Annotated in this window: 22 protein-coding genes and 1 pseudogene; 12 read left to right on the top strand and 11 right to left on the bottom strand. The window is 73.3% G+C overall.

Features of this window, described 5'->3' with window-relative positions:
* Positions 1-7: 7 nt before the first annotated feature.
* Together KLI87_RS04710 and KLI87_RS04715 are read right to left on the bottom strand one after the other, a co-directional pair.
* The gene (locus KLI87_RS04710; RefSeq protein WP_214615949.1) at positions 8-3,079 is read right to left on the bottom strand and encodes a BTAD domain-containing putative transcriptional regulator; all 3,072 of its coding nucleotides are present in this window, start codon (positions 3,077-3,079) and stop codon (positions 8-10) included.
* A 1-nt stretch (position 3,080) separates the two neighbouring features.
* A complete protein-coding gene (locus tag KLI87_RS04715) occupies positions 3,081-4,085 on the bottom strand; it encodes a nitronate monooxygenase (protein WP_308165846.1) in 1,005 nt (334 codons plus the stop codon).
* 42 nt (positions 4,086-4,127) lie between these two features.
* On the opposite strand from KLI87_RS04715, the gene KLI87_RS04720 reads away from it, so the two are divergent.
* On the top strand, positions 4,128-5,033 hold the full coding sequence (locus KLI87_RS04720; protein WP_214615951.1) for a 2-hydroxyacid dehydrogenase: 906 nt from the start codon (positions 4,128-4,130) through the stop codon (positions 5,031-5,033).
* Positions 5,034-5,062: 29 nt separating this feature from the next.
* Here the strand turns inward: KLI87_RS04720 and KLI87_RS04725 are convergent, their stop codons facing one another.
* Both KLI87_RS04725 and KLI87_RS04730 read right to left on the bottom strand, forming a co-directional pair.
* Positions 5,063-6,160 (bottom strand): NAD(P)-dependent alcohol dehydrogenase, encoded by a 1,098-nt coding sequence (locus tag KLI87_RS04725; RefSeq protein ID WP_214615952.1) that lies wholly within the window; start codon positions 6,158-6,160, stop codon positions 5,063-5,065.
* A gap of 10 nt (positions 6,161-6,170) precedes the next feature.
* Complete coding sequence (locus KLI87_RS04730; RefSeq protein WP_214615953.1) at positions 6,171-7,418, bottom strand: cytochrome P450; 1,248 nt, start codon at positions 7,416-7,418, stop codon at positions 6,171-6,173.
* A 280-nt stretch (positions 7,419-7,698) separates the two neighbouring features.
* Between KLI87_RS04730 and KLI87_RS04735 the strand changes: the two genes are divergently transcribed.
* Positions 7,699-8,436 (top strand): PaaX family transcriptional regulator C-terminal domain-containing protein, encoded by a 738-nt coding sequence (locus tag KLI87_RS04735; RefSeq protein ID WP_214615954.1) that lies wholly within the window; start codon positions 7,699-7,701, stop codon positions 8,434-8,436.
* 10 nt (positions 8,437-8,446) lie between these two features.
* On the opposite strand, the gene KLI87_RS04740 is transcribed toward KLI87_RS04735, so the two are convergent.
* Positions 8,447-8,983: a carboxymuconolactone decarboxylase family protein gene (locus KLI87_RS04740; protein WP_214615955.1), complete on the bottom strand. Its 537-nt coding sequence runs from the start codon at positions 8,981-8,983 to the stop codon at positions 8,447-8,449.
* A 149-nt stretch (positions 8,984-9,132) separates the two neighbouring features.
* Here KLI87_RS04740 and KLI87_RS04745 point away from each other — a divergent pair, with 149 nt between their 5' ends.
* A complete protein-coding gene (locus tag KLI87_RS04745) occupies positions 9,133-10,563 on the top strand; it encodes an amino acid permease (protein ID WP_214615956.1) in 1,431 nt (476 codons plus the stop codon).
* Positions 10,564-10,708: 145 nt separating this feature from the next.
* Here KLI87_RS04745 and KLI87_RS04750 read toward each other — a convergent pair whose 3' ends face one another.
* Both KLI87_RS04750 and KLI87_RS41825 read right to left on the bottom strand, forming a co-directional pair.
* Positions 10,709-11,257 (bottom strand): UTRA domain-containing protein, encoded by a 549-nt coding sequence (locus KLI87_RS04750; RefSeq protein ID WP_242882412.1) that lies wholly within the window; start codon positions 11,255-11,257, stop codon positions 10,709-10,711.
* Between the two features lie 18 nt (positions 11,258-11,275).
* Positions 11,276-11,473 (bottom strand): annotated as a pseudogene (locus tag KLI87_RS41825) (GntR family transcriptional regulator); the annotation flags it as partial.
* 331 nt (positions 11,474-11,804) lie between these two features.
* On the opposite strand from KLI87_RS41825, the gene KLI87_RS04755 reads away from it, so the two are divergent.
* The gene (locus KLI87_RS04755) at positions 11,805-12,071 is read left to right on the top strand and encodes a hypothetical protein (RefSeq protein ID WP_156214666.1); all 267 of its coding nucleotides are present in this window, start codon (positions 11,805-11,807) and stop codon (positions 12,069-12,071) included.
* A gap of 157 nt (positions 12,072-12,228) precedes the next feature.
* On the opposite strand, the gene KLI87_RS04760 is transcribed toward KLI87_RS04755, so the two are convergent.
* Both KLI87_RS04760 and KLI87_RS04765 read right to left on the bottom strand, forming a co-directional pair.
* Positions 12,229-12,828 carry a superoxide dismutase gene (locus tag KLI87_RS04760; RefSeq protein ID WP_156214665.1) on the bottom strand — a complete coding sequence of 200 codons (600 nt, stop codon included), beginning with the start codon at positions 12,826-12,828 and terminating at the stop codon, positions 12,229-12,231.
* Positions 12,829-12,921: 93 nt separating this feature from the next.
* Positions 12,922-13,074 (bottom strand): hypothetical protein, encoded by a 153-nt coding sequence (locus KLI87_RS04765; RefSeq protein WP_173390635.1) that lies wholly within the window; start codon positions 13,072-13,074, stop codon positions 12,922-12,924.
* A gap of 219 nt (positions 13,075-13,293) precedes the next feature.
* Between KLI87_RS04765 and KLI87_RS04770 the strand changes: the two genes are divergently transcribed.
* The 6 genes from KLI87_RS04770 to KLI87_RS04795 all read left to right on the top strand — a co-directional run bounded on the left by KLI87_RS04770 (position 13,294) and on the right by KLI87_RS04795 (position 17,579).
* The gene (locus KLI87_RS04770) at positions 13,294-13,863 is read left to right on the top strand and encodes an MFS transporter (protein WP_214615958.1); all 570 of its coding nucleotides are present in this window, start codon (positions 13,294-13,296) and stop codon (positions 13,861-13,863) included.
* Between the two features lie 67 nt (positions 13,864-13,930).
* The gene (locus KLI87_RS04775) at positions 13,931-14,665 is read left to right on the top strand and encodes a YcnI family protein (protein ID WP_214615959.1); all 735 of its coding nucleotides are present in this window, start codon (positions 13,931-13,933) and stop codon (positions 14,663-14,665) included.
* Positions 14,662-15,168 (top strand): copper resistance protein CopC, encoded by a 507-nt coding sequence (locus KLI87_RS04780; protein ID WP_214615960.1) that lies wholly within the window; start codon positions 14,662-14,664, stop codon positions 15,166-15,168. The genes KLI87_RS04775 and KLI87_RS04780 overlap by 4 nt, the downstream gene beginning before the upstream one ends.
* Positions 15,169-15,254: 86 nt before the next feature.
* The gene (locus KLI87_RS04785) at positions 15,255-16,022 is read left to right on the top strand and encodes a group II truncated hemoglobin (RefSeq protein WP_214615961.1); all 768 of its coding nucleotides are present in this window, start codon (positions 15,255-15,257) and stop codon (positions 16,020-16,022) included.
* A gap of 141 nt (positions 16,023-16,163) precedes the next feature.
* Complete coding sequence (locus tag KLI87_RS04790) at positions 16,164-16,691, top strand: GNAT family N-acetyltransferase (RefSeq protein ID WP_250903479.1); 528 nt, start codon at positions 16,164-16,166, stop codon at positions 16,689-16,691.
* 63 nt (positions 16,692-16,754) lie between these two features.
* Positions 16,755-17,579 carry an alpha/beta fold hydrolase gene (locus tag KLI87_RS04795; protein WP_156214659.1) on the top strand — a complete coding sequence of 275 codons (825 nt, stop codon included), beginning with the start codon at positions 16,755-16,757 and terminating at the stop codon, positions 17,577-17,579.
* A gap of 46 nt (positions 17,580-17,625) precedes the next feature.
* On the opposite strand, the gene KLI87_RS04800 is transcribed toward KLI87_RS04795, so the two are convergent.
* Positions 17,626-19,128 carry an alpha/beta fold hydrolase gene (locus KLI87_RS04800; RefSeq protein WP_214615963.1) on the bottom strand — a complete coding sequence of 501 codons (1,503 nt, stop codon included), beginning with the start codon at positions 19,126-19,128 and terminating at the stop codon, positions 17,626-17,628.
* A gap of 144 nt (positions 19,129-19,272) precedes the next feature.
* Here KLI87_RS04800 and KLI87_RS04805 point away from each other — a divergent pair, with 144 nt between their 5' ends.
* Complete coding sequence (locus KLI87_RS04805; RefSeq protein ID WP_214615964.1) at positions 19,273-21,420, top strand: MMPL family transporter; 2,148 nt, start codon at positions 19,273-19,275, stop codon at positions 21,418-21,420.
* 13 nt (positions 21,421-21,433) lie between these two features.
* Positions 21,434-22,024, top strand: coding sequence for a TetR family transcriptional regulator (locus KLI87_RS04810; protein WP_214615965.1), 591 nt, complete (start codon positions 21,434-21,436; stop codon positions 22,022-22,024).
* 3 nt (positions 22,025-22,027) lie between these two features.
* Here KLI87_RS04810 and KLI87_RS04815 read toward each other — a convergent pair whose 3' ends face one another.
* The gene (locus KLI87_RS04815) at positions 22,028-22,306 is read right to left on the bottom strand and encodes a DUF1905 domain-containing protein (protein ID WP_214615966.1); all 279 of its coding nucleotides are present in this window, start codon (positions 22,304-22,306) and stop codon (positions 22,028-22,030) included.
* Positions 22,307-22,352 lie beyond the last annotated feature (46 nt).

The raw sequence follows: 22,352 nt of genomic DNA on the forward strand, positions 1-22,352 counted from the left end.
CGTCGCCTCACCGGGGGTTTGCCTGCCGTGCGGTCAGCTCCGCGATGAGGGGTTCGGGCAGCCCGGCGAGGCGGAGGGCGTCCGCGCGGCCCAGCCGGGCGGCCCCGGCGTGGGCGGCGGCGTACGCGGGGTCGATCCCGGGCGCGTCCGGGCCGGGGACGCCGCGCAGCGCGGCGGCGGCGCCGAGCAGCCGCGCGTGCGACTCGGGGTCGCCTTCGGCGGCGGCGAGCGCGGCGAGGGCCTCGACGCCCCGGGCGCCGTCGCCGGACGCGCCGAACCGCTCCGCCGACGCGACCGCCTCGCGGAAGCGGGCGCGGGCGGTGTCGTGGTCGCCGTGCGCGGCGGCGACCCGGCCGAGGCCGAAGAGCGCGCCGACGCGGTGGCCGACGCTCTTGACCCAGTTCGGCGCGAACCGTCCGAGGGCGTCCTCGTAGAGGCGGCGCGCCTCGGCGAGGTCGCCGTCGCGGAGCGCGAGGTCGCCGAGCCCGCGCAGCGCCGCCGCGAGCGTGGTGGGGCTGCCCGCGCGGCGGGCGAGGGCGGCGGCGCGCCGGTAGTCGGCGCGGGCCCCGGCCACGTCGCCGTGGACGCGGTGGTCGCCCCGGTTGACCAGCAGGTCGGCGCTCTCGTCCAGGGCGCCGACCCGCTCGGTGAGGGCGAGCGCCTCGTCGGTCAGCGCGATCGCCCGCGCGCGGTCGCCGCGCAGCGCCGCCAGCCCGGCCAGCGCGTCCAGGGCGAGCGCGGTGCCCCAGCGGTCGCCGAGCGCGCGGAACCCGTCGGCGGACGCCGTGAACTCCCGTCCGGCGCCGCCGGTGTCACCGGAGGCGAGCCGGGGGAAGCCCGCGACGAACCGGGCGGCGGCGAGGGCCCACGGGTCGCCTTCGTCGCGGGCCCCGGTGGCGATCGCGTAGGCGGCGGTCGCGGCCGGGCCGTCGGCGTTGCGCATCAGCCACAGGAAGGGGACGGACGCATACCTGGTGCGCGGCGTCGTCCGGGCCAGCGCCGCCTCGGCCGCCGGGCGGTGCCGGACCCACGCCCCGTCGCCGTACGCGGCGAGGAGTACGCAGGTCACGTACTCCTCGTCGAGCCCGTCCGGGGGGTGGGGGCCGAGCTCGGCGAGAACGGTGGCGGCGTCGGACGCCGCCGACGCCGACAGCCCCCGGATCCACAGGTAGTGCGACAGCGCCGCGCACAGCCGCAGCGCGAGCCGTGTTTCGCCTGTCCCGGCCGCCCAGTGCAGCGCGGCGAGGAGGTTGTCGTGGTCGGCGGCGAGGACGGGCAGCCACTCCAGTTGCTCGGCCCGCCGCAGATGCGGGTCGGCGTCCTCGGCCAGCGCGAGGTAGTGGCACGCGTGCTCGCGCCCGATGCCGTCGGCGGGGTCGAGCCGCTCCGCCCCGTAGGCGCGGATCGTCTCCAGCATGCGGTAGCGGCCGCCGGCGAACTCCAGCAGCGACCTGTCGGTGAGCGACTCCAGCGCCGCGTCCCCGCACAGGCGCCGTGCGGACGCGGCGGACGCGCCGCCCGCGAACACCGTGAACCGGGACGCGGCGCGCCGCTCGTCCGCCGTGAGCAGGTCCCAGCTCCACGCCACGACGGAGCGGAGCGTGCGGTGCCGCTCGTCGGCGGTGCGGGCGCCGCGGGTGGGGACGCCCAGCCGACCGGCCAGCCGGTCGTCCAGTCGGGACGCGAGGTCGGCCAGGTCCAGCGTGCGCGTCCGGGCGGCGGCCAGCTCGATGGCGAGCGGCAGGTCGTCGAGCGCCGCGCAGATCCGCCGGATCGTGCCGGGGTCGCCCGCGACCCCGGGCCGGACGGCCTCGGCGCGCTCGGTGAACAGCCGCACCGCCGCGTCGCCGTCCAGCGGCCGGACCGGCCACAGGTGCTCGCCGGTGATCCCGAGCGGCTCCCGGCTCGTCGCGAGGACGCGCAGGTCGGGGGAGGCGGCGAGCAGCCGTGCGGCGAGCGCGGCGACGCCCCCGACCAGGTGCTCGCAGTTGTCGAGGACGAGCAGCAGCGCCCGGCCGGACAGCGCCGCAGCCAGCCGCTCGGCCGCGTCTCCACCGCCTTCGCGAGGGCCGTCCCGGCGGAGGCCGCCCTCGCGGAGTCCGAGCGCGCCGAGCAGGGCCCGCGGCAGCCCGGCCGGGTCGCGCAGCGGGGCCAGCTCCACGAAGCACACCTCGCCCACCGCCGAGGAGGTCTGGGCGGCGACCTCGACGGCGAGCCGGGTCTTGCCGACCCCGCCCGGCCCGTGCAGGGTGACCAGCCGGTTCGCGGCGAGGAGCCGGCCGACGCCGGTCATCTCGGCGCCGCGTCCGACGAACGAGGTGAGCTGCGCGGGCGGCGCGGCGGGGACCGGGTCGGCGCGCAGCAGCGCGGCGTGCAGCGCGGTGAGCTCGGGCGAGGGGTCGGCGCCCAGCTCGTCCGCGAGCCGCCGCCGGGTCCGCTCGAACACCGCGAGCGCCTCGGCGCGGTCGCCGCCGTCCCGCAGGGCCCGCACGAGCAGCGCCGCGAGCCGCTCCCGGAGCGGGTGCGCGACGGTCAGCTCCCGCAGCTCGGGGACGGCGGCGCGGTGCCGCCCGAGCCGCAGGTCAGCTTCGAACCGGTCCTCGATCGCGGCCACCCGCCGCTCCTCCAGCCGGACGGCGTCGGCGGTCACGGCGGTCGGCAGGTCGGCGAGCGCCGGGCCCCGCCACAGCGCGAGCGCGTCGCGGAGCAGGTCGGCGGCGCGTCCGGTGGCGCCGTCGCGCAGGGCGGCGCGCCCGTCGGCGGCGAGGCGCTCGAACCGGCACGCGTCAACGGCGTCGGGGGAGACGATGATCCGGTAGCCGTCCCCGACTCGCTCGATCGGCGCGTCCGCGCCCAGCGCCGCGCGGAGCCGCGACACCTGCGCCTGCAACGCGTGGCCGCCCGGACTCGCGGCGCCCTCGGCCAGCCGCCCCGCCGAGACGACCTCCCCGGGCCGGGTGAGCAGCAGCGCGAGCACGGCACGGCGCGCGGGCCCGCCCAGCGGAACCTCGTCCCCGCCGCCGTCCCCGCCCTCGCCGCCGCGCCACGCCCGGGTGTCGCCGAGGATCCCGAACCGCATGTCAGGGCGTCAGGGCGGCGACGATCTCGGCGGCGGGCGCGTCCGTGGCCTGCCGGAACCCCTCGCCCGCCCACAGGTTGACGGTGTCCGGATCGCCTTGTGCGGCCGCCGCCTTGCGCAGAGGCGAGGTGAGGTAGTGCACGTCCGGATAAGCGGCGGGCGCGAACTCCGAATGCTCCGCAAGAAACCGGTTCACCAGACCGCGGGCGGGGCGTCCGCTGAAAGCCCGCGTCATCGCGGTGGACGTGAAACGCGGATCGGTGAGTGCCGCCTTGTGCACCTCACCGGCACCGCTCTCCGGGCACCGCAGAAAGCCCGTCCCCACCTGCGCCGCGATCGCGCCGAGCGACAGGACCTCGGCGACGTCCTCGGAGGTGGCCAATCCTCCAGCGGCGATCAACGGCAGCGGCACGGCAGCGCGCACGAGCCGGAGCAGTTCCCGCACGCCGAGCAGATCGTCCAACGTATTGGCGAACGACCCGCGATGCGCCCCCGCCTCCGATCCCTGGACGCACAGCGCGTCGGCCGCGGACGCCGCGCGTGCCTCATCGGCGCTGGTCACCGTGACGATGACGGTCATCCCGCGATCCTGGAAGGCGCGAATGACATCCGGCGTCGGACACCCGAAAGTGAAGCTCGCATAGGCGACGGGATCGGCGAGCAGCGCGACGACCTTGGCGTCATAGTCGTCATCCCGCTTGGACGGCACGCCGAGCCCGACTCCCAACCGCTCCGCCTCGGGCTCCAACCGCTGACGATAGGCGTCCACCGCGCCGGGATCGATATCGTCAGACGACGGCATGAAAAGGTTCATCCCGAACGGACGTGACGTCAGCCGCCGCGTCGCCGCGATCTCCTCGCGCATCGCGGCGGCGGTCTTGTAACCGGCGGCGAGGAAACCGGCGCCGCCCGCGTCGGAGACGGCGGCGGCCAGGGCGGGCGTGGAGGTCCCCCCGGCCATGGGCGCCTGGACGATCGGCCTCTCCAACCTCACGAAGTCGGGCACGAGGGCAAGATAGCTGACCGGAGCCGAACGAAGGGGCGCAGGATGCGGGTGTTGCTGCACTACGACATGGACCATTCCGAATCCGGACTGGACATCGTGAGCTGCTCGGAGCAGGACGACGCCCGCCTCGCCCGGCTGCTCCCCGACACCGAGGTCATCTGGCATGTGCTGCGCCCCCTGACGGCGGCCGACATGGACCGGGCGCCGAAGCTGCGCCTGATCCAGAAGCTCGGCACCGGCGTCAACACGATCGACCTCGACGCGGCCCGCGAGCGCGGCGTCCTGGTCGCGAACATGCCGGGGCGCAACGCCCAGGCCGTCGCGGAGACGAGCCTGCTGCTGGCGCTGTCGGTGCTGCGCCGCGTCGTCGCCTTCGACGCGCGGACGCGGCGCGGCGAGGGCTGGCCCGCGAGCCGCGCGCTGGTCGGCGGCGAACTGCGCGGGCGGACGGTCGGGCTGCTCGGCGGCGGCGAGATCGCCGGGCTGCTGCGCGGGATGCTGGAGGCGGTCGGCGCGCGCGTGGTGTTCACCTCCCGCCGCCCGCGCCCCGACGACCCGTCCTGGATGGAGCTGGACGACCTGCTCCGGATCAGCGACGTCGTCTCCGTGCACATCCCGCTGACCGAGGAGACCCGCCACCTGCTCGACGCCCGGCGGCTGGCGCTGCTGCCGCCGGGCGCGATCGTGGTCAACACGGCGCGCGGCGCGGTGGTCGAGGAGTCCGCGCTGGTGGACGCGCTGACGTCCGGGCATCTCGGCGGCGCCGGGCTCGACGTGTTCGAGCAGGAGCCGGTCGACCCGGCCAACCCGCTGCTCACGCTCGACAACGTCGTCGTGATGCCGCACGTGGCGTGGCTGACCCGCGAGACCTGGGCCCGCTACTTCGCGGTCGCCGCCGAGAACTGCCGCCGCCTGGCGAGCGGCGAGCAGCTTCTCCACCTCGTCTAGGAAACGGGCTCGTCCAGGAACGGGCTCGTCTAGGACGGCAGCAGAACCGGTTTGACCACCTCCCCGGAGAGCGCGTCGGCCTCGGCGCGGTTGATCTCGGCGAGCGGATAGGTCCTGACCAGGCGGTCGAACGGGAAGCGCCCCTGCCGCCACAGCTCGATCATCCTCGGGACGAACGTCTGCGGGACGGCGTCGCCCTCGATGATCCCCTTGACCGTGCGTCCCATCAGCAGCAGCGTCGCGTCCAGGCGGTACTCGGGCGCGCCGAGGCCGGCGAGCCCGCAGACGCCGGTCGTGCGCAGCGACGCGACCGCGGCCGAGACGACCTCGGGGACGGCGGTCGTGTCCAGCGAGAACTGGACGCCCTCGCCCCCGGCGATCGCCCGCACCCGCGCGGCGAGGTCGCCGTCCGCGCCGTCCAGGACGTGGGTGGCGCCGAGCTCGCGGGCCAGCTCGCGGCGCCCGGCGTGCCGGTCGACGGCGACGATCACGGTGGCGCCCGCGACCCGCGCGGCCAGCACCGCCGCGAGCCCGACCGCGCCCGCCCCGAAGATCGCGATGCTGTCGCCCGCCCGGACGCCGAGCGACACCAGCACCGACGCGGCGCCGGTCTGCACACCGCAGCCGAGCGGCCCGAGGATCTCCAGCGGAAGGTCGCCGGGCACGGGCACGACGCACCGCGCCGAGGCCAGCGCGTGCGTCGCGAACGACGACTGCCCGAACCAGCGGTTGTGGACGGCCGCGCCGTCGGGGCCGGTGGCGCGCGGCGTCCCGTCCACCGGAACGCCCGTCAGGTTGAGCGCGGCCATGTCGCGGCAGTTGCCCGGACGGGCGGAACGGCAGTTCGCGCACGTCCCGCACGAGTCGATCGACAGCACGACCGGGTCGCCCGCCGCCACCCCGGCCACCCCCGGCCCGGCCGCCGCCACGACGCCCGCGCCCTCGTGCCCCAGGATCACCGGCTTGGCGACGAGATCGCCGGGGACGCGTCCGAGCCGGTCGGTGTGGCACATGCCGGTGCCCGCGATCGCGACGAGCACCTCCCCGGGCCCCGGGTCGGCCAGCTCGACCGGCTCGATCGCGTACGGCGCGTCGGCCGCGCGCAGCACCGCGGCGTCGATCAGCACACCGCGCTCCTCAGACCAGCGAGTAGCGGACGGGCAGCCGCTTCAGACCGCCGACGAACGTCGTCGCGATGCTCTCCGGCGTCCCGGCGAGCTCGATCGACCCGAGCCTCGGCACCAGCTCCTCGAAGAACGCGCGGACCTCGATCCGCGCGAGCGCCGCGCCCAGGCAGTAGTGCACGCCGAACCCGAACGCCAGGTGCTTGTTCGGGTCGCGGCCGACGTCGAAGGCGAACGGGTCCTTGAAGACGTCCTCGTCGCGGTTCGCCGACGGGTAGGACAGCAGCAGCGAATCGCCCTCGGGGATCGTGACGCCGTGCAGGTCGTAGTCGCGCGCGGCCGTCCGCATGAACTCCTTCACGGGCGTGACCCAGCGGATCATCTCGTCCACGGCGAGGGGCATCAGCCCGGGCTCGGCGCGGAGCCGTTCGAGCTGGTCCGGATGCTCGACGAGCGCGTGCAGCCCGCCCGCGATCACCGCGCTCGTCGTGTCGTGCCCGGCGGTCGCGACGATGACGTAGTAGGACGCGGTGTCGAAGTCGTTCAGCGGCTCGCCGTCGACCCGGGCGTTGGCGATGGCCGAGGCCAGGTCGTCGGTCGGCCGCGCGCGCCGCGCCTCGGTGAGCCCCTGGAAGTAGGCGAAGAAGTCCAGCAGCACCTCCACCTTCTCCTCGCTGGTGGTGCCGCGTTGCAACTCGTCGTCGTCGCCGCCGAACAGCTCCTGGGTGAGCTTCAGCATCCGGTCGAAGTCGCTCTCAGGTAGACCGAGCAGCGACAGGATCACATAGAGCGGGAAATGCACCGCGACCTGCCGCGCGAAGTCGCACTCGCCGCCGAACTCCACCATGCGGTCGACGTAGCGGCGGGCCAGCTCCCGGACGCGCGGCTCCAGCGCCCGCATCGCGCGCGGCCGGAACCAGTCGGCGCCGATCGCTCGGATGACCCGGTGGTCGGGGTCGTCCATGTGGATGAGCGTGCGCAGCGCGATGCCCTGCTCCTGCCGCTGCCGGTTGATCTCGTCGAACTCGGCGGTGGCGAGCAGCGGACGCGGCGCGTTGAGGAACACCTCGTGCTCGCGCTCGACCTCCATGATGTCGGCGTGCCGCGTGACGGCCCAGAACGGGTTGTACCCGGGCGCCTCGACGCGGTGCACCGGCGACTCGCGGCGCAGCAGCGCGAGCGCGTCGTGCAGCCGCCGTTCGTCGGCGTAGCAGGCGGGGTCCGCGAGCGCGCGGCCCGCCTCGTCCACGGTCAAGATCATGTGGTCGGCTCCTCCGTCGTTGCCCGCACGCAACGGGACCTGGGAGCCGCTTCCCGGCCCGGCGCACCCACCGTGCCGTACCCCCGGGCGAACCGCTGCGCGCCCTCACCGCATTTTCCAGGGTGCGGCGCGGATGGCCATACCTCGCGTTCCGCGCGTCGCCGCCGGGTAGGGCGGTTCTCCGAGGTCGGTCGGCACGTGCCACAGGGGAAGACGGCGTGCGGAAGAGAGCGGAGGCCCGCTCGCGGCGCACGACCGGCGGGTAGGGTTTTGGGCAGACATGACCTCTCACCCCCTGGAGATCCGGCCGCTCACCGCCCGATCGGTGGTGCTGAGCACGCTGCTGGGCGTCCACCCGCCCCGGCTCCCCGCCCGCTACCTCGTGCGCGCCGGTGACCTGTTCGGCATCGCGGAGGGCACGATCCGGGTGGCGCTGTCGCGGATGGTCGCCTCGGGCGACCTCGTCCAGGACGAGGGCATGTACGCGCTGACCGAGCGCCTCCTCGCCCGGCAGGCCCGCCAGGACGAGAGCCGCCTGCCGCACACCCGCGACTGGGACGGCACCTGGGAGATCGCCGTCATCACCGCCGAGCGCCGTCCCGCCACCGAGCGCGCCGCGCTCCGCCAGGCGATGTCCGGGCTGCGGCTCGCCGAACTCCGCGAGGGCACCTGGCTGCGTCCGGCGAACCTGATCCGCCCGCGTCCGGGGACCGTGGTGCGGCAGTGCACGTTCCTCACCGCGCGCCCCGAGGCCGACCCCGTCGCGCTCGCCGCGTCGCTGTGGGACCTGGGCGGCTGGGCGGCCTCCGCCCGCGCCCTGCTCGACGCCCTCCACCGCGCCGCCACGACGCCCGAGAAGTTCACGCTCGCGGCCGCCGCGCTCCGCCACCTCCTGCGGGACCCGATCCTGCCGCCGGAACTGCTTCCCCGTGAGTGGCCGGGCCCCGACCTGCGCTCCCTCTACGAGCGCTTCGAGGCCGACTTCGAGCAGCTGCTGACGCACAGGGTGCTCTCCTGAGCGTCCCGGCTCACAGGGCCTGGTAGCCCCCTTCGACGATCACCTTGGCGACGGCCTCGTAGTCGGCCGGATTGTCGGGGACGGTGGTCGCGAGCCCGTCCACATACCGGTTGAACATGCAGAACGCCGCCGCTATCAGGACGGTGTCGTGCAGTTCCAGATCGGTCGCCCCGGCGGCCCGCGCCGCCGCGATGTCCTCCGGACGGACGTCCTGCCCGCTCGCCTGGACCGCTCCGGCCACCCGCAGCAGCGCCCGCAGCTTCTCGGGGATCGGCGCGCCCTCCAGATCGGCGCGGACACGGTCGACCAGCTCCATGCCCTCGGGAAGCTGCGCCGCCGCGAACGCCGAATGCGACGACGCGCAGAAGTCGCAGTCGTTGAGGGAGGACACATAGGCCGCGATCAGCTCGCGCGCGCCGCGCGTCAGCGTGCTCGGCCCCCGCAGCAGGATCTCGGCCAGCTCGTTCATCGGTCGCGCGGTCTCGGGACGGTAGGCGAACAGCGACAGGATGCCCGGGGCGTCGTTTCCGAGGGCGATGTGCGGCACGGGTTCCTCCTGGGTGTCGATACACACAGGATGGGGGCGGACGGGCCGACTTGCCTGAATCGTGATCTAGATGGCCTTGTCCGGTCAGGGATTCCTCGGCAGAGTCACGGTGGCCCGCACTGGCGCGGGAGACGTCGGGAGGTAGACGGATGGCCTCGGTGTTGGACGGGATGCTCCGCCGCAAACCCATCGAGCAGATCGACGACGAAAACGCCCCCTCCGGCCTCACCCGGACGCTGGGGCTGTGGCAGCTCACCGCGATCGGCGTCGGCGGGATCATCGGCGCCGGGATCTTCTCGCTGGCCGGCGCGGTCGCGAACGAGAAGGCCGGACCCGGCGTCCTGATCTCGTTCCTCGTCGCCGGCATCGCGAGCGCGGCGGCGGCGTTCTCCTACGCGGAGTTCGCCGGCCTCATCCCGCGCGCCGGGTCCGCCTACACCTACGGGTACGCGGTGCTCGGCGAGTTCACCGGCTGGGCGATCGGCTGGGACCTGCTGCTGGAGTACACCGCGATCGTGGCGGTGGTCGCGATCGGCATCTCCGGCTACTTCAACGACCTGCTCGGCTTCCTGGACATCGACCTGCCGCTGTGGATGGTCGGCGCGCCCGGCACCGAACCCAAGGGCGTCGCGGACGGCAGCTACAAGGTCAACCTGTTCGCCGCCCTGCTCTGCCTGCTGATCGCCTGGATCCTCAACCTCGGCATGAAGAACGCCGCCCGGTTCGAGACCGCGCTGGTCTACCTCAAGGTCGGCATCGTCCTGCTGGTCATCGTCGTCGGCGTCTTCAAGATCCACAGCGGGAACTACTCGCCGTTCCTGCCCTTCGGCTGGTCGGGGGCCTTCACCGGGGCCGCGACCGTCTTCTTCGCCGTCTTCGGCTACGACGCGATGTCGACCGCCGCCGAGGAGTCGCAGGAGGCCCGCAAGCACATGCCGAAGGCGATCATCTACTCGCTCGCGATCTCGATGGTCCTGTACGTCCTCGCCTGCCTGGTCCTCACCGGCATGGTCGACTACCGCGACATCGACCCGAACGCGGCGTTCTCCTCCGCCTTCGACTCCGTCGGCATGGACGCGCTCGGCGCCGTCATCGCGGTCGGCGCGATCCTCGGCGTGCTGACGGTCCTGTTCACGTTCATGATGGGCGCCACCCGCGTCTGGTTCTCGATGAGCCGCGACGGCCTGCTCCCCGCCTGGTTCGCCAAGACCCACGCGACCCGCCACGTCCCGACCCGCATCACCTGGATCCTCGGCGCCGGATCGGCGGTCATCGCCGGATTCCTGCCCATCGCGGAAGCGGCCGAGCTCACCAACATCGGCATTCTGCTGGCCTTCATCGTCGTCTGCATCGCCGTGATCGTCCTGCGTTACAAGCGCCCCGACCTGCCCCGCGAGTTCCGCACCCCCGGCATGCCGGTCGTGCCCGTCATCGGCGTCGTCTTCTCGATCTGGCTGATCACCTTCCTCCAGTGGGAAACCTGGGTGCGCTTCGCGGTGTGGTTCGCCCTCGGCTGCCTCGTCTACTTCGCCTACAGCCGCTTCAGGTCGCACCTGAACGCCGAGGACACGTCCCGTTGACGGAGGAAGTCGGCATCGAAGGAATCGAACACCGACGCAAATGACCGCATGATTCGAAGCGGTCGGGAACGGCTTCGGACCGAGCACGGCGCATCGGTGGCGGCGGCCCCAGGGATACGTTTCCCGCTGGGGCCGCGGCGACCGGCTACGACCTCTTGATCTGGACGCGGTAGACGAACTCGCCCCACAGATGCACCGGCCCGCGATGCCAGGAGACCTCGACCGCGCGACCGTTCACGTCGATGGCGACGTGGTAGAGCTCGAAGACCGGCTGGTCGTCCTGGATGTCGAAGAATTCCTGCTCACCGCCCGTCGGAGGCCGGGACAGCGTCAGGTACTCGTCGGCGTAGACCTCCTCGTGCCCGAGGTCCTTCATCGTGGTGAGCATGCCGCCGGTCGGCTGGGTGAGGTCCTCCAGCCGAGTGCCGAACGCGATCTCGCCGGGAATGTAGGACGGCGCCTTCTGCACGAGGGTGTCGTCGGCGTACATGTCGCGGTCGCGGACCAGGACCTGGGCGTCCTGGTCGATGCCGAGGAACTCGGCGATCCTGGCCGGCGGCACCTCCCGGCGCACGCTGGTCTCCGAGCGCGGCGTCATTCCCTGACGGCGCACCTCGGCGGCGAACCCGCCGCGATCCTCGACGCGTTTCGCCTCGTTGTATCGATCGCGTGCGTCCCTGGTGATCTGGGGCATGTGGGTCACCTTCGTCTTTCGTCCTTGGCCCAAGCTGAGCAAGCCCTGCCTGCGCAGTCCTTGAAGCGCGCGGTTGATCGTACTGTCGCTCACGCCGAACTCGGCCGCGAGCGCGCGCTGGCTGGGGAAATCCGAGCCCCGGGGGTACGGCGAGTTCTCTCTGAGAATCCGATCTCGCAGGACTGCCGCGATGTCGTTGGCACTCAGACCCGCCATGCGCGTGCTTCCTCCACTCTTCGGCAACTTCCCCGATCAGTTGCGCCGAACAATCACTCAGTGGCCGAACTGATTGAAGCTCATGCCGCTTCCGACATGGTTGGTTGACCAGTCCGTCCGGGGTCCAGCACTCTGAGCGAGACAACGAACGTTTAAGCAGTGAAGCACACCAACGAAGATCCCCACCAGAATCCCCCCGGACCCGGAGTTTCCGATGACGTTAGACCAGTCCAAAAGCGGAGAAATCCCCCCACAAATCACCAATCACAACTATTCCCCCACGTCCCAACAAACTCCGCAGCCGGCCGAGGCGCAGCCGTACGACGTCGAGGTGAGCTGGCTCCGGGCCGTGGTCGAGGTGCTCGACGCGGCCGGCGGGTTCAAGACCTCGATCAGGCAGCCGTTCGGAACCGGGGCGCCCTTCCTCCACGTCGTGGGCGAGAGCGGCGGCCGGTTCGCCGAGACCGTCCGCACCCGCCGCCTCGACGGCGGCGGAGGGGTCCGGGGCGTCTGGTCCTGGGGCGAGGACATCGCGGGCGGCGGCGACGCGCGGGAGGCGGCGAGGGCGATCAGCAGGGTCGTCAACCCCCGCATGTGACCGGCGACCCGGGGGAAAGGCGCGACGCCTACAAGGGGCGCGGGGAAAGGCACAACGCCGACAATGGGCGTGGAGAAAAGGGCACGGCGCCCTCTAGGACGCGAGGGAAAGGTTCTGAGCACGATCCCGGCCTAGAGGGCGCCGTGGTCTTCGGGGGTCAGGCGCGGGCGTTGTCGAAGCGGGTCTTGACGTCGGTCCAGTTGACGAGGGACCAGAGCTTCTGGACGTAGTCGGGGCGCACGTTGCGGTACTGGAGGTAGTAGGCGTGCTCCCAGGCGTCGAAGACCAGCAGCGGGGTGGTGTTCAGGCCGACGTTGCCGTGGTGGTCGTAGACCTGCTCGACGACCAGGCGGCGGCTGAGGGGCTCCCAGGCGAGGATGCCCCAGCCCGAGCCCTGCACCAGGGACGTGGCGCTCGACAGCTGCTTCTGGAACGCCTCGAACGAGCCGAAGTGCTCGTCGATCGCGGCGGCCAGCTCGCCGTCGGGGCGGTCGCCGCCGTCCGGGGAGAGGTTGTCCCAGAAGATCGAGTGCAGGACGTGCCCGGACAGGTTGAACGCGAACGTCTTCTCCAGGCCGACCAGGCCGCCGTACTGCTCCTTGTCGCGTGCCTCGGCGAGCTTCTCCAGCGTGTCGTTGGCGCCCTTGACGTAGGCGGCGTGGTGCTTGGAGTGGTGCAGCTCCAGGATCTCGCCGGTGATCGCCGGTTCCAGGGCCGCGTAGTCGTAGGGAAGGTCGGGAAGCGTGTAGTCAGCCATACCGCCACTATTGCAAATGACTTGCAGGTACGTCTAACTCGCACCCCCGGACGCGGCGGAGCCCGGCCCCGTCGGGGCCGGGCTCCGGAGTGGTCAGTGGCGGCGGCCGCCGCGCACCCGTGCGAGGAGGCCGCGCACCTTCGCCTGCGTGCGCGGGTCCCTCGCGGCGCGTTCGGCTCGTGCGCGCGCCTTGCGTCCCTGGGGGCTGTTGATGAATCGTCTGATGCGGTCGATGGCAGATGCCACGTTCAGCCTCCTCGGCCTGGCCTTGTCCGTTCAACGGATGCCCTGCCTGGAAAGTTCTGAACACATCGCCCCCGCCGAATGCGGCGGGGGCGGTCCAGCACGGGCCTCAAACCCTACATGTAGGCGAGCGCACTTTGGTGGGCCCCAGATGTTGGGCGTGTCCCGGCTTCTTCCAAAGGGCGCCTCCACATCCGGCGCCGCGGGTGGGACGATGGGTCGGTGCTCCCGCAACCACTGCTCCGCACGGCGCGCTCGACGGTGTTCGCCACCGTCTGCGTGACGCTGGCGGCGGTGGGGCACTCCCTCTCGTCCCGGGACGTGGTGCCCGCGTGGGCGGTGCTGACCGGGTTCGCTGCTGTATTGGGTGTATCGCTGACCCTCGCCGGGCATGAGCGGTCGCTCGCGACGCTCCTGGGCGGGCTCCTCGGCGGGCAGTTCGCGCTGCACACGCTGTTCGGCGCCGCGACCCAGCCCATGATCCACCACGCGTCGGACGCGCATCCGGCGGCGCGCGGGTCGGGTGTGTCGATGACGCTCGCGCACGTCGCCGCCGCCGTCCTCGCGGCGCTGTGGTTGCGGCGGGGCGAGCGGGCGGCGTGGTCGCTGGCGCGGCGGCTGGCCGAGCGGCCGGTCCCGCTGCCGAGGCTGCTCGTGGTCGAACCGGTCGCGCCGGTCGTCCGTATCAGGGTCGTGGCGGCGGACGCCGTCGCGGCGATCGGCGAGGTGCTGCGGCACCAGGTCTTCCGGCGCGGGCCGCCGGACCGTTCGAGGGCGCTCGCCTGGGGCTGAGCGCCACACGCCACCGGACGCGGCGCGCGTCCGGCTCTTTCACCTGCGTCTCGAACGGAAAACGACCATGCCTGCTGTCTTCGCTCTGCCCACCGTCTCAGCCCGCCGCCTGTCGACGGTCGGCGCCCTGGCCGCGCTGTCGGTCTTCGGGCTCGCCGCCGCCGCGTCCGCCCATGTCACCGTGAACCCCGGGACCGCCGAGCAGGGCGGGTTCACCAAGGTCTCCTTCCGGGTGCCGAACGAGCGCGACGACGCCTCGACCACCAAGGTCCAGGTGGACCTGCCGACCGACACGCCGGTCGCGTTCGTGTCGGTCCGGCCCGTTCCCGGCTGGACGGTGAAGGTGGAGAAGTCCAAGCTCAAGACCCCCGTGGAGATGGAGGGGTCCAAGCTCACCGAGGCCGTCTCGCGGATCACCTGGAGCGGCGGCAAGATCGACGCCGGGCAGTTCCAGGAGTTCGACGTGTCGATGGGCCCGCTGCCCTCGAACGCCACCCGGATGCTCTTCAAGGCCGAGCAGACCTACACGGGCGGCGAGGTCGTCAAGTGGGACCAGGACCCGGGCGACGGGCAGAACGAGCCCGAGCACCCGGCGCCGGAGTTGAAGCTGACGCCGAAGGGCGCCGCGCAGGCCGCCGCGACCGGGCCGACCGCCCAGGTGAAGCCCGCCGCCGCGGCGCCTGCCGAGGAGGACGCGAGCGACGGCACCGCGCGGGTGCTCGGCGGCATCGGCGTCGCGGTCGGCGTGATCGGGCTCGGCGTCGGCGGGTACGGCCTGTCCCGCGCGCGGGGCCGGGCATGATCGCGCGGGTCGCGGCGGCGGCGGCCGCCGCCGGGCTGGTGACGGCGCTCGGCGCCGCCCCGGCGTCAGCGCACACGACGCTGAGGTCGGCGACCCCGGCGCCGAACTCGACCGGGGCCGCGCCGTCCAGGATCGTCCTGACCTACGCCGACCCGGTGATGGTGCCGCAGATCGTGCTGACCGACGGCGCGGGCGCGCGGCACGCGGCGGGCAAGGCGGAGGCGGTCGACAACACGGTCACCGTGCCGGTCACCGAGAGCCTGCCGGGCGGACGGTACACGGTCGGGTGGCGCGTCGTCGCGTCGGACGGCCACCCCGTCACGGGCACGTTCAAATTCACGGTGCAGGGCGCGGGCGGCGGCGTCTCGGCCGCCGGGGTGGCGACGCCGGAGCCCGAGGACGGCTCGGGCGGTTCGTCCGGCTGGCTGTGGGTCGGGCTCGGCGCGCTGCTGGTCGCGCTCGCGGGCGGCGGCGTCGTCTGGGCCAGGCGCGCCCGGGGGTGACCTACCCGGGCCTCCGGTCGGGTGATTACACCGTTACTTCCATTACGCTACGTTGGTCACCCGACCGGACGCCAGGGGGAGCCGCGATGATCGTCGAATATGTCCGCTACCGGATCGACCCCGGGGAGGCGGAGGCGTTCGAGGCCGCCTACGCCGAGGCCGCCGTCCAGCTGTCGGCCGCGCCGCAGTGCGTGGACTACGAGCTGTCGCGGTGCGTCGAGGAGCCCGCGTCCTACGTTCTGCGCATCCGCTGGACGTCCGCCGAGGACCACATGGAGGGCTTCCGCGGCGGCGAGCACTTCCCCGCGTTCTTCTCCGCGATCAAGCCCTACGTGAAGCGGATCGAGGAGATGCGGCACTACGAGCGGACGGGTGTGCGCGGCACCGGCTCGTCCGTCCCGACCCTGTACGAGTGGGCGGGCGGCGCCGAGGCGTTCGAGCGGCTCACCGAGGTCTTCTACGCGCGGGTCGTCGAGGACGACGTGATCGGCCCGCTGTTCGCCCACATGGACGCCGGGCATCCGCACTACGTCGCGCTGTGGCTGGCCGAGGTCTTCCGCGGTCCCGAGCGCTACAGCGGTGAGCGCGGCGGCTACGACCACATGGTGCGGCAGCACCTCGGCCGGGCCATCACCGAGCCGCAGCGGCGCCGCTGGGTGAGCCTGCTCATGGACGCCGCGGACGAGGTCGGCCTGCCCTCCGACCCCGAGTTCCGCGCCGCGTTCACCGGCTACATCGAGTGGGGCACGCGGATCGCCGTCGAGAACTCCCAACCTGACGCCAGGCCGCCGCTCCAGGCCCCGATGCCGCACTGGGACTGGGGCGTGGCTCCGCCGTACATCCCCAAGCCGTGACATAGTCTCCTGGTCGCTGTCCGCTCCTGGGACGAGGGGGGTTGATGAATATGGCCCGCGCCGGGCTTCGTCGGCATGCTCTCACCCGGGCCGCGCGGGACTGAGCGCGGCCCGGTCGTCCGATACGACCAGGAGCTTCGCTTGTCCGTTCCAGACCAGCCCTTTCCGGGCCTGACCACCATCGAACTGTGCACCGCCCGGCTCGCGCTGCGCGCGTGGACGCCCGAAGAGGTGTCCGCCGTCACCGGCGGCGCCCGGCCCGCCCACTGGGCCGGCGACTTCCCCGCCGACGGCGACCGCGTCATAGCGGGCCTCGTCGCCGAGACGCCGTCCGCGTTCGGCGAGTACGGCCAGCGCCAGATCGTCGAACGCGCGACCGGCCTCGTCGTCGGCTCCGCCGGGCTCTTCTGGCCGCCCGCCGGAGGCGCCGTCGAGTTCGGCTACGGCGTCGTCCCGTCCCGGCGGGGCCGCGGCTACGCCACCGAGGCGGCCCGCGCCCTCGTCGCGTTCGCCCTGACCGCGCCCGGCGTGGACAGGGTCACGGCGTCGGCCGAGACGTCCAACCCGGCGTCGGTCCGCGTGCTGGAGAACGCGGGACTGCGCCGTGTGGAAGGCGACGTGGAAGGCGACGTGGACGGCGACGCCGAGACCGTCCGGTACACCACCTGACCGCCCGGCCCCGGCGCGGGGCCCTCCCATGTTTTCGCTGTTCAGCGTGGGTACCGCACCGCCATGGGCTATGTGAGAACGCACGATGACGAACAGATCTACTACAAGGACTGGGGGACGGGGCGCCCCGTGGTGTTCATCCACGGGTGGCCGCTGAACTCCGACGCCTGGGACGACCAGATGCGGCACGTGGCCGAGAACGGGTTCCGCGGCGTCGCCCACGACCGGAGGGGGCACGGCCGGTCGAGTCAGCCGTTCGACGGCTACGACTTCGACACGTTCGCCAACGACCTCTCCGCCCTGCTCGAAACCCTCGACCTGCGCGACGTCACGCTCGTCGGGCACTCGATGGGCGGTGGCGAACTCGCCCGGTACGTCGGGCGGCACGGCACCGGCCGCGTCCGCCAGGCGGTGCTGCTGTCGGCGATCACGCCGCTGATGCTCCAGGGGCCCGACAACCCCGAGGGCGTCCCCGCGCAGGCGTTCGAGGAGATCAAGAAGGGTCTCCTCAGCGAGCGCTCGCAATACTGGCGAGACGCCTCGGAGGCGTTCTTCAGCGCCGATCCCGGAGGCAAGGCGACGCAGGGCAACCGTGACGCCTTCTGGTTCATGGCCATGCACGAGAACCTCCAGGCGGGCCTGAAGTGCGTGGACGCCTTCGCGCGGACCGACTTCCATGACGATCTGCGCAGGTTCGACGTCCCGACGCTGGTGGTGCACGGCGACGACGATCGGATCGTCCCGCTGGAGGCCACCGGCCGCAAGGCGGCGGAGCTGATCTCCGACGCGACCCTGAAGGTGTACGAGGGCGGCTCGCACGGCATCGGGATGGTGCCCGGCGACAAGGAGCGGTTCAACTCCGACCTGCTGGAGTTCCTCAAGAGTTGACGCCACCGGGCCGGCGGGAACAGGTCCCGCCGGCCCGGCGCCGGGGTCAGGCGGCGGTCCGCACCTCGACGGGCGGGATCTTCGCCAGGCACGCCGTGTCGCCGACCTCCAGGTCGCGCAGGAAGGCGGATTCGATACCGGCGACACAGCCGGTCGGCTCCCCCTCGGCGACGTGGCCGGTGTTCGGCACCTCCAGGACGGACGCGCGGCGGAACTGGCGCGCGGCGAGCCGTCCCTCCTCGGTCGGGGTGTTGGGGTCCAGGTCGCCCGACACGACCAGGACCGGGACGTCGGGCAGCCGGTCGCGCACGGGCCGGGTGGCGGGCGTCCGGCCGGGCCAGCGGACGCAGGTGTTCCCCCGGTCCTCGATCGCGCTCGTCCAGGCCGTCTTGCCGAACGGCCAGAACTCCTCGTCCGGCAGGGCGGCGCGTCCGGCCGCGTACTGCCGCAGGCGGGTCCCGACCGGCGCGGCGCGGTCCCACAGCGTCGGGTAGTCGTTGCACATCACGGCCGCGGCGTGCGCCGTGTTGAACCTCTCCTCCTCCGCGCCCGGGGCGCGGCGCGCGGACGATCCGCTCATCGGCTCGGCCTCGCGGGCGGCCTCGACCAGCGGGGCGTTGTCGCCGCGCAGCGCCGCTCCGACCGCGTACGGGAGGTTCCCGATCGTCTCGGCGGAGCCCTCCGTCCCGCCGCTGTAGACGATCGCGGCCAGCGCGGTGTCATCGACGACGCGCCGTGCGCCGTCCGGCGTCGTGTAGGGGACGGGCCGCTCGGCCAGCCGGTCCGAGAGCCGGTCGATGTCGCGCAGGACGGCGCGCCCGTCGCAGGCGCCGCCGCTCCGCTCGCACAGCAGGCCGATCGTGCGGCGCGCGGCGCGGGCGTTGGGACGCGCCCACATGTCGAAGCCGATCGGATACGCGCTGGACAGCACGATCGACCGCACCCGCTTCGGGTGCCGCTGGGCGTAGACCGTCATCAGGTAGGTGCCGTAGGACTCGCCGAGCAGGTCCAGCCGGTCGACGCCCAGCCTCGCCCGGACGGCGTCGATGTCGTCGGCGGTCTCGGCGGAGGTGTAGCCGTCGGCGCGCGCTCCGAGGGCCGTCCCGCAGGCGCCGATCGCGCGGACGAACCCGTCGCGGGTCGCGGGCATCCCGCCGAAGCCGCAGTCGAGCGAGTCGGAGCGGCCGACCCCGCGCGGCTCGACCAGCAGCAGGTCGTGGTCGCGCAGCAGGCCCGCGAACGCCTGGGCGTACATCGGGGCGTAGGCGAGGGCGGAGTCGCCGGGCCCGCCCGGGTTGACGGTGAAGGTCCCCTTCGCCGGACGGGACGTGTCGCGATGCCGGATCACCGCGTAGGCGACGGTCGTCCGCCCCAGCTCGGGACGCGACCGCACCAGCGGCACCCGCAGCGTTCCGCACTCGGCGCCCGGCACCGCGACGCAGTCGTCGCGGACGCCCGCGTCGGCGGCCCCCGGCACGGCCGCGACGCCGCCCGCGACGACCGCGCACACGGCCGCCGGCACGCCGATCCTCCTCAAGATCTTCCTCATCCCCCGATGGTCACCGCCGGGCGGCCGGACGCGCATCGCCCGCCCCGGGTAGTCCGCACCCGCTACCGCAGAGGGAGCCGCCGTTGACATGAAACACTAGTGGACTACTATTCGCTATCTCACTAGCGAAAAGGAGCATCCGTCATGGCGGTGGCCCTCTCCCGGCTCGGCCGGTTCTGCTTCCGGCGGCGCTGGACGGTGCTGACGGTCTGGCTGGCCCTCCTCGTGGCGGCGGGGCTCGGCGCGGCGACGCTGTCCGAGCCCGCGCCCGACACCTTCACCGTCCCGGGCACCGAGGCGCAGCGCGCGAACGACCTGATCAAGGGCCGCTTCCCGGAGGCCGCGACCGGCGGCGCGACCGCGCGCGTCGTGTTCGCCGCGCCGGGCGGCCGCACGGTCACCGAGCCCCGCGCGCGAGCCGCCGTCGAGCAGGCCGTCGCGAAGCTCAGGGCCGCCCCGCAGGTCGCCTCCGCCACCGACCCCTACTCCGGCCGGACCGTGTCCAAGGACGGCCGGATCGCGCTGGCGGAGGTCGGCTACCGCGTCCCGTCCGCCGAGATGAAGGCCGCCGACCGCGAAGCCCTGCGCGCCGCCGCCGCGCCCGCCGAAGCCGCGGGGCTGCGCGTGGAGATGGGCGGCGACGCGGTCGCGCGTCCCGGGCAGGGCGCCGGGGAGCTGATCGGCGTCGCCGTCGCCGCGCTGGTGCTGATCGTCACGCTCGGCTCGCTGGTGGCCGCCGGGCTGCCGCTGCTCACGGCCGTCGCCGGGATCGGCATCGGGCTGTCGTCGATCGGCACCGCGACCGCCTTCGTCGAGATGACCTCCGACACCCAGGCGCTCGCGCTGATGCTCGGCCTCGCGGTCGCGATCGACTACGCGCTGTTCATCATCTCCCGCTACCGGCACGAGGCCGCGCCGTCCGGCGGCGGGCGCTCCCCGCAGGACGCTGCGGCGCACGCCGTCGGCACCGCCGGGTCCGCCGTCGTGTTCGCGGGCCTCACCGTGATCATCGCGCTGGCCGGGCTCGCGGTCGTGGACATCCCGGTGCTCACCCAGATCGGGCTCGCCGCCGCCTTCACCGTCGCCGTGGCCGTCGCCGTGGCGCTCACGCTGCTGCCCGCCCTGCTCGCCGTCGCGGGCCGCCGGGCCCTGACGACCCGCGCCAGGACCCTGAAGGAGGCGGCGGCGGGCCTGCGCTGGGGGCGCTTCGTCACCGCGCACCCGCTGCCGATCCTGCTCACCGGCGTCCTGGCGCTCCTCCTCGCGGCGATCCCCGCGCTGGACCTGCGGCTCGGGTTCCCCGACGACGGCACCGCCCCGTCCGGGACGACGCAACGCGCCGCCTACGACCTGCTCGCGGACGGCTTCGGCCCCGGCTTCAACGGCCCCCTGACCCTGGTGGTGCAGTCCCCGCGCGACACGGCGGCGGCGGCGAAGGGCGTCGCGACCGAGTTCGCGCGGCTGGACGGCGTCGCCATGGCCGAACCGGCCGGGGTGGACAAGGGCGGCGACACGGCCCTGGTCGCCGTCGTGCCGAAGACCGGCCCGGCGGACGAGGCGACCGTCGACCTCATCACCGCGATCCGCGACCGCGCCGAGCGGATCCGCGACCGCGACGGGACCGCGATCGCGGTCACCGGCCAGACCGCCCTCGACATCGACACCTCCGCGAAGCTCGCCGGGGCGCTCCCGCCCTACCTGGCGGTCGTCGTCGGCCTCGCGTTCCTGCTCCTGCTCGTCGTGTTCCGCTCGCTGCTCGTGCCGCTCACCGCGACCGCCGGGTTCCTGCTCAGCGTCGCGGCGACGTTCGGCGCGGTCGTCGCGGTGTTCCAGTGGGGCTGGCTGGACGCCCCGCTCGGTTTGCAGGCGTCCGGGCTCATCGTCAACCTGCTGCCGGTCATGATGATCGGGATGGTGTTCGGGCTCGCGATGGACTACCAGGTCTTCCTCGTCACCCGGATGCGCGAGGAGCACGTCGGCGGCGCCGAGCCCACGCGGGCCGCCGTCACCGGCGTCGCGCACGGCGCGCGCGTCGTCACCGCCGCCGCGATCATCATGATCAGCGTGTTCTCCGGGTTCCTGCTGTCGGACACCCCGATGGTCCAGTCGTTCGGCTTCGCGCTCGCCGCCGCCGTGTTCTTCGACGCGTTCGTCGTGCGGCTGACGCTCGTGCCCGCCGTGATGGCGCTGCTCGGACGGGCGGGCTGGTGGCTCCCGCCGCGCCTGGCCCGCGTCCTGCCCAGCGTGGACGTGGAGGGCGAGCGCCTGACAGTAGGCTCCGAGGCGGGCTAGGAAAGGCGGGGTGATGGGGGAGAGGTCCACCGGCCTGCGGGAGTTGAAGAAGGCCAGGACGCGCGCCGCGATCCAGAGGCACGCGCTGCGGCTGTTCCGCGAGCGCGGCTACGAGGCCACGACCGTGGAGCAGGTCGCGCAGGCGGCGGAGGTCGCGCACACCACCGTCTTCCGCTACTTCCCGTCAAAAGAGGACCTGGTCATCACCGACGACACCGATCCGGTGTTCTACGAGTCGCTCCGCACGCGGCCCGCCGGGATGACCTCCGTCGAGGCGCTGCGCGCGGCCATGCGCGAGGTCCTCGGCGCGTTCTCGCCCGAGGACCTCGCCGCCGGGCGCGAGCGGGCGATCCTGATCCTCTCGGTCCCCGCGCTGCGCGGCGCCGCCTTCGGCAACTTCGCCGACACCATGCGCAACGTGGCCGTGATCCTCGCCGAGCGCGCCGGGCGCCCGCCGGACGACGCCGCCGTCCGCACCCTCACCGGCGCGGCCTTCGGCATCATGCTCGACCTGATGATCCGCTGGGCCGAGGACCCGGCGCTGAACCTGCCCGAGTCCCTGGACGCGGCCCTGGCGACCCTGGAGACCGGCCCCGCGCTCTGAGCGCTAGCCGACGCGCTCCCGCAGGTGGACGGTGATGTCGTCGCCCGCATCCTTGCCGATCGCCGCGCGCAGCGACGCCTTCACGGCGAGCTTGTGGTTGCCGTCCCCGAGCGCCATGAAGGACCCCTCGAACGGCTGCCCGTCGATCGTCCCCCGGACCTTGACCAGCCCGCGCGTCCCGAAGAACTCGGCGGACTCGGGCCAGACCACATAGGTCCAGCCGCCCTTGTTCGGGCTCTTGCGCAGGCTCGCGGTGAACTGCTTGTCCAGCGTGGTGCTCATCTCGACCTCCGTCGTCGGGGTGGTTACCAGAACAGACCGCCGGCAC

It is taken from the genome of Actinomadura sp. NEAU-AAG7 (assembly GCF_018603865.1).
In the GTDB taxonomy this organism is placed as follows: Bacteria; Actinomycetota; Actinomycetes; order Streptosporangiales; family Streptosporangiaceae; genus Spirillospora; species Spirillospora litoris.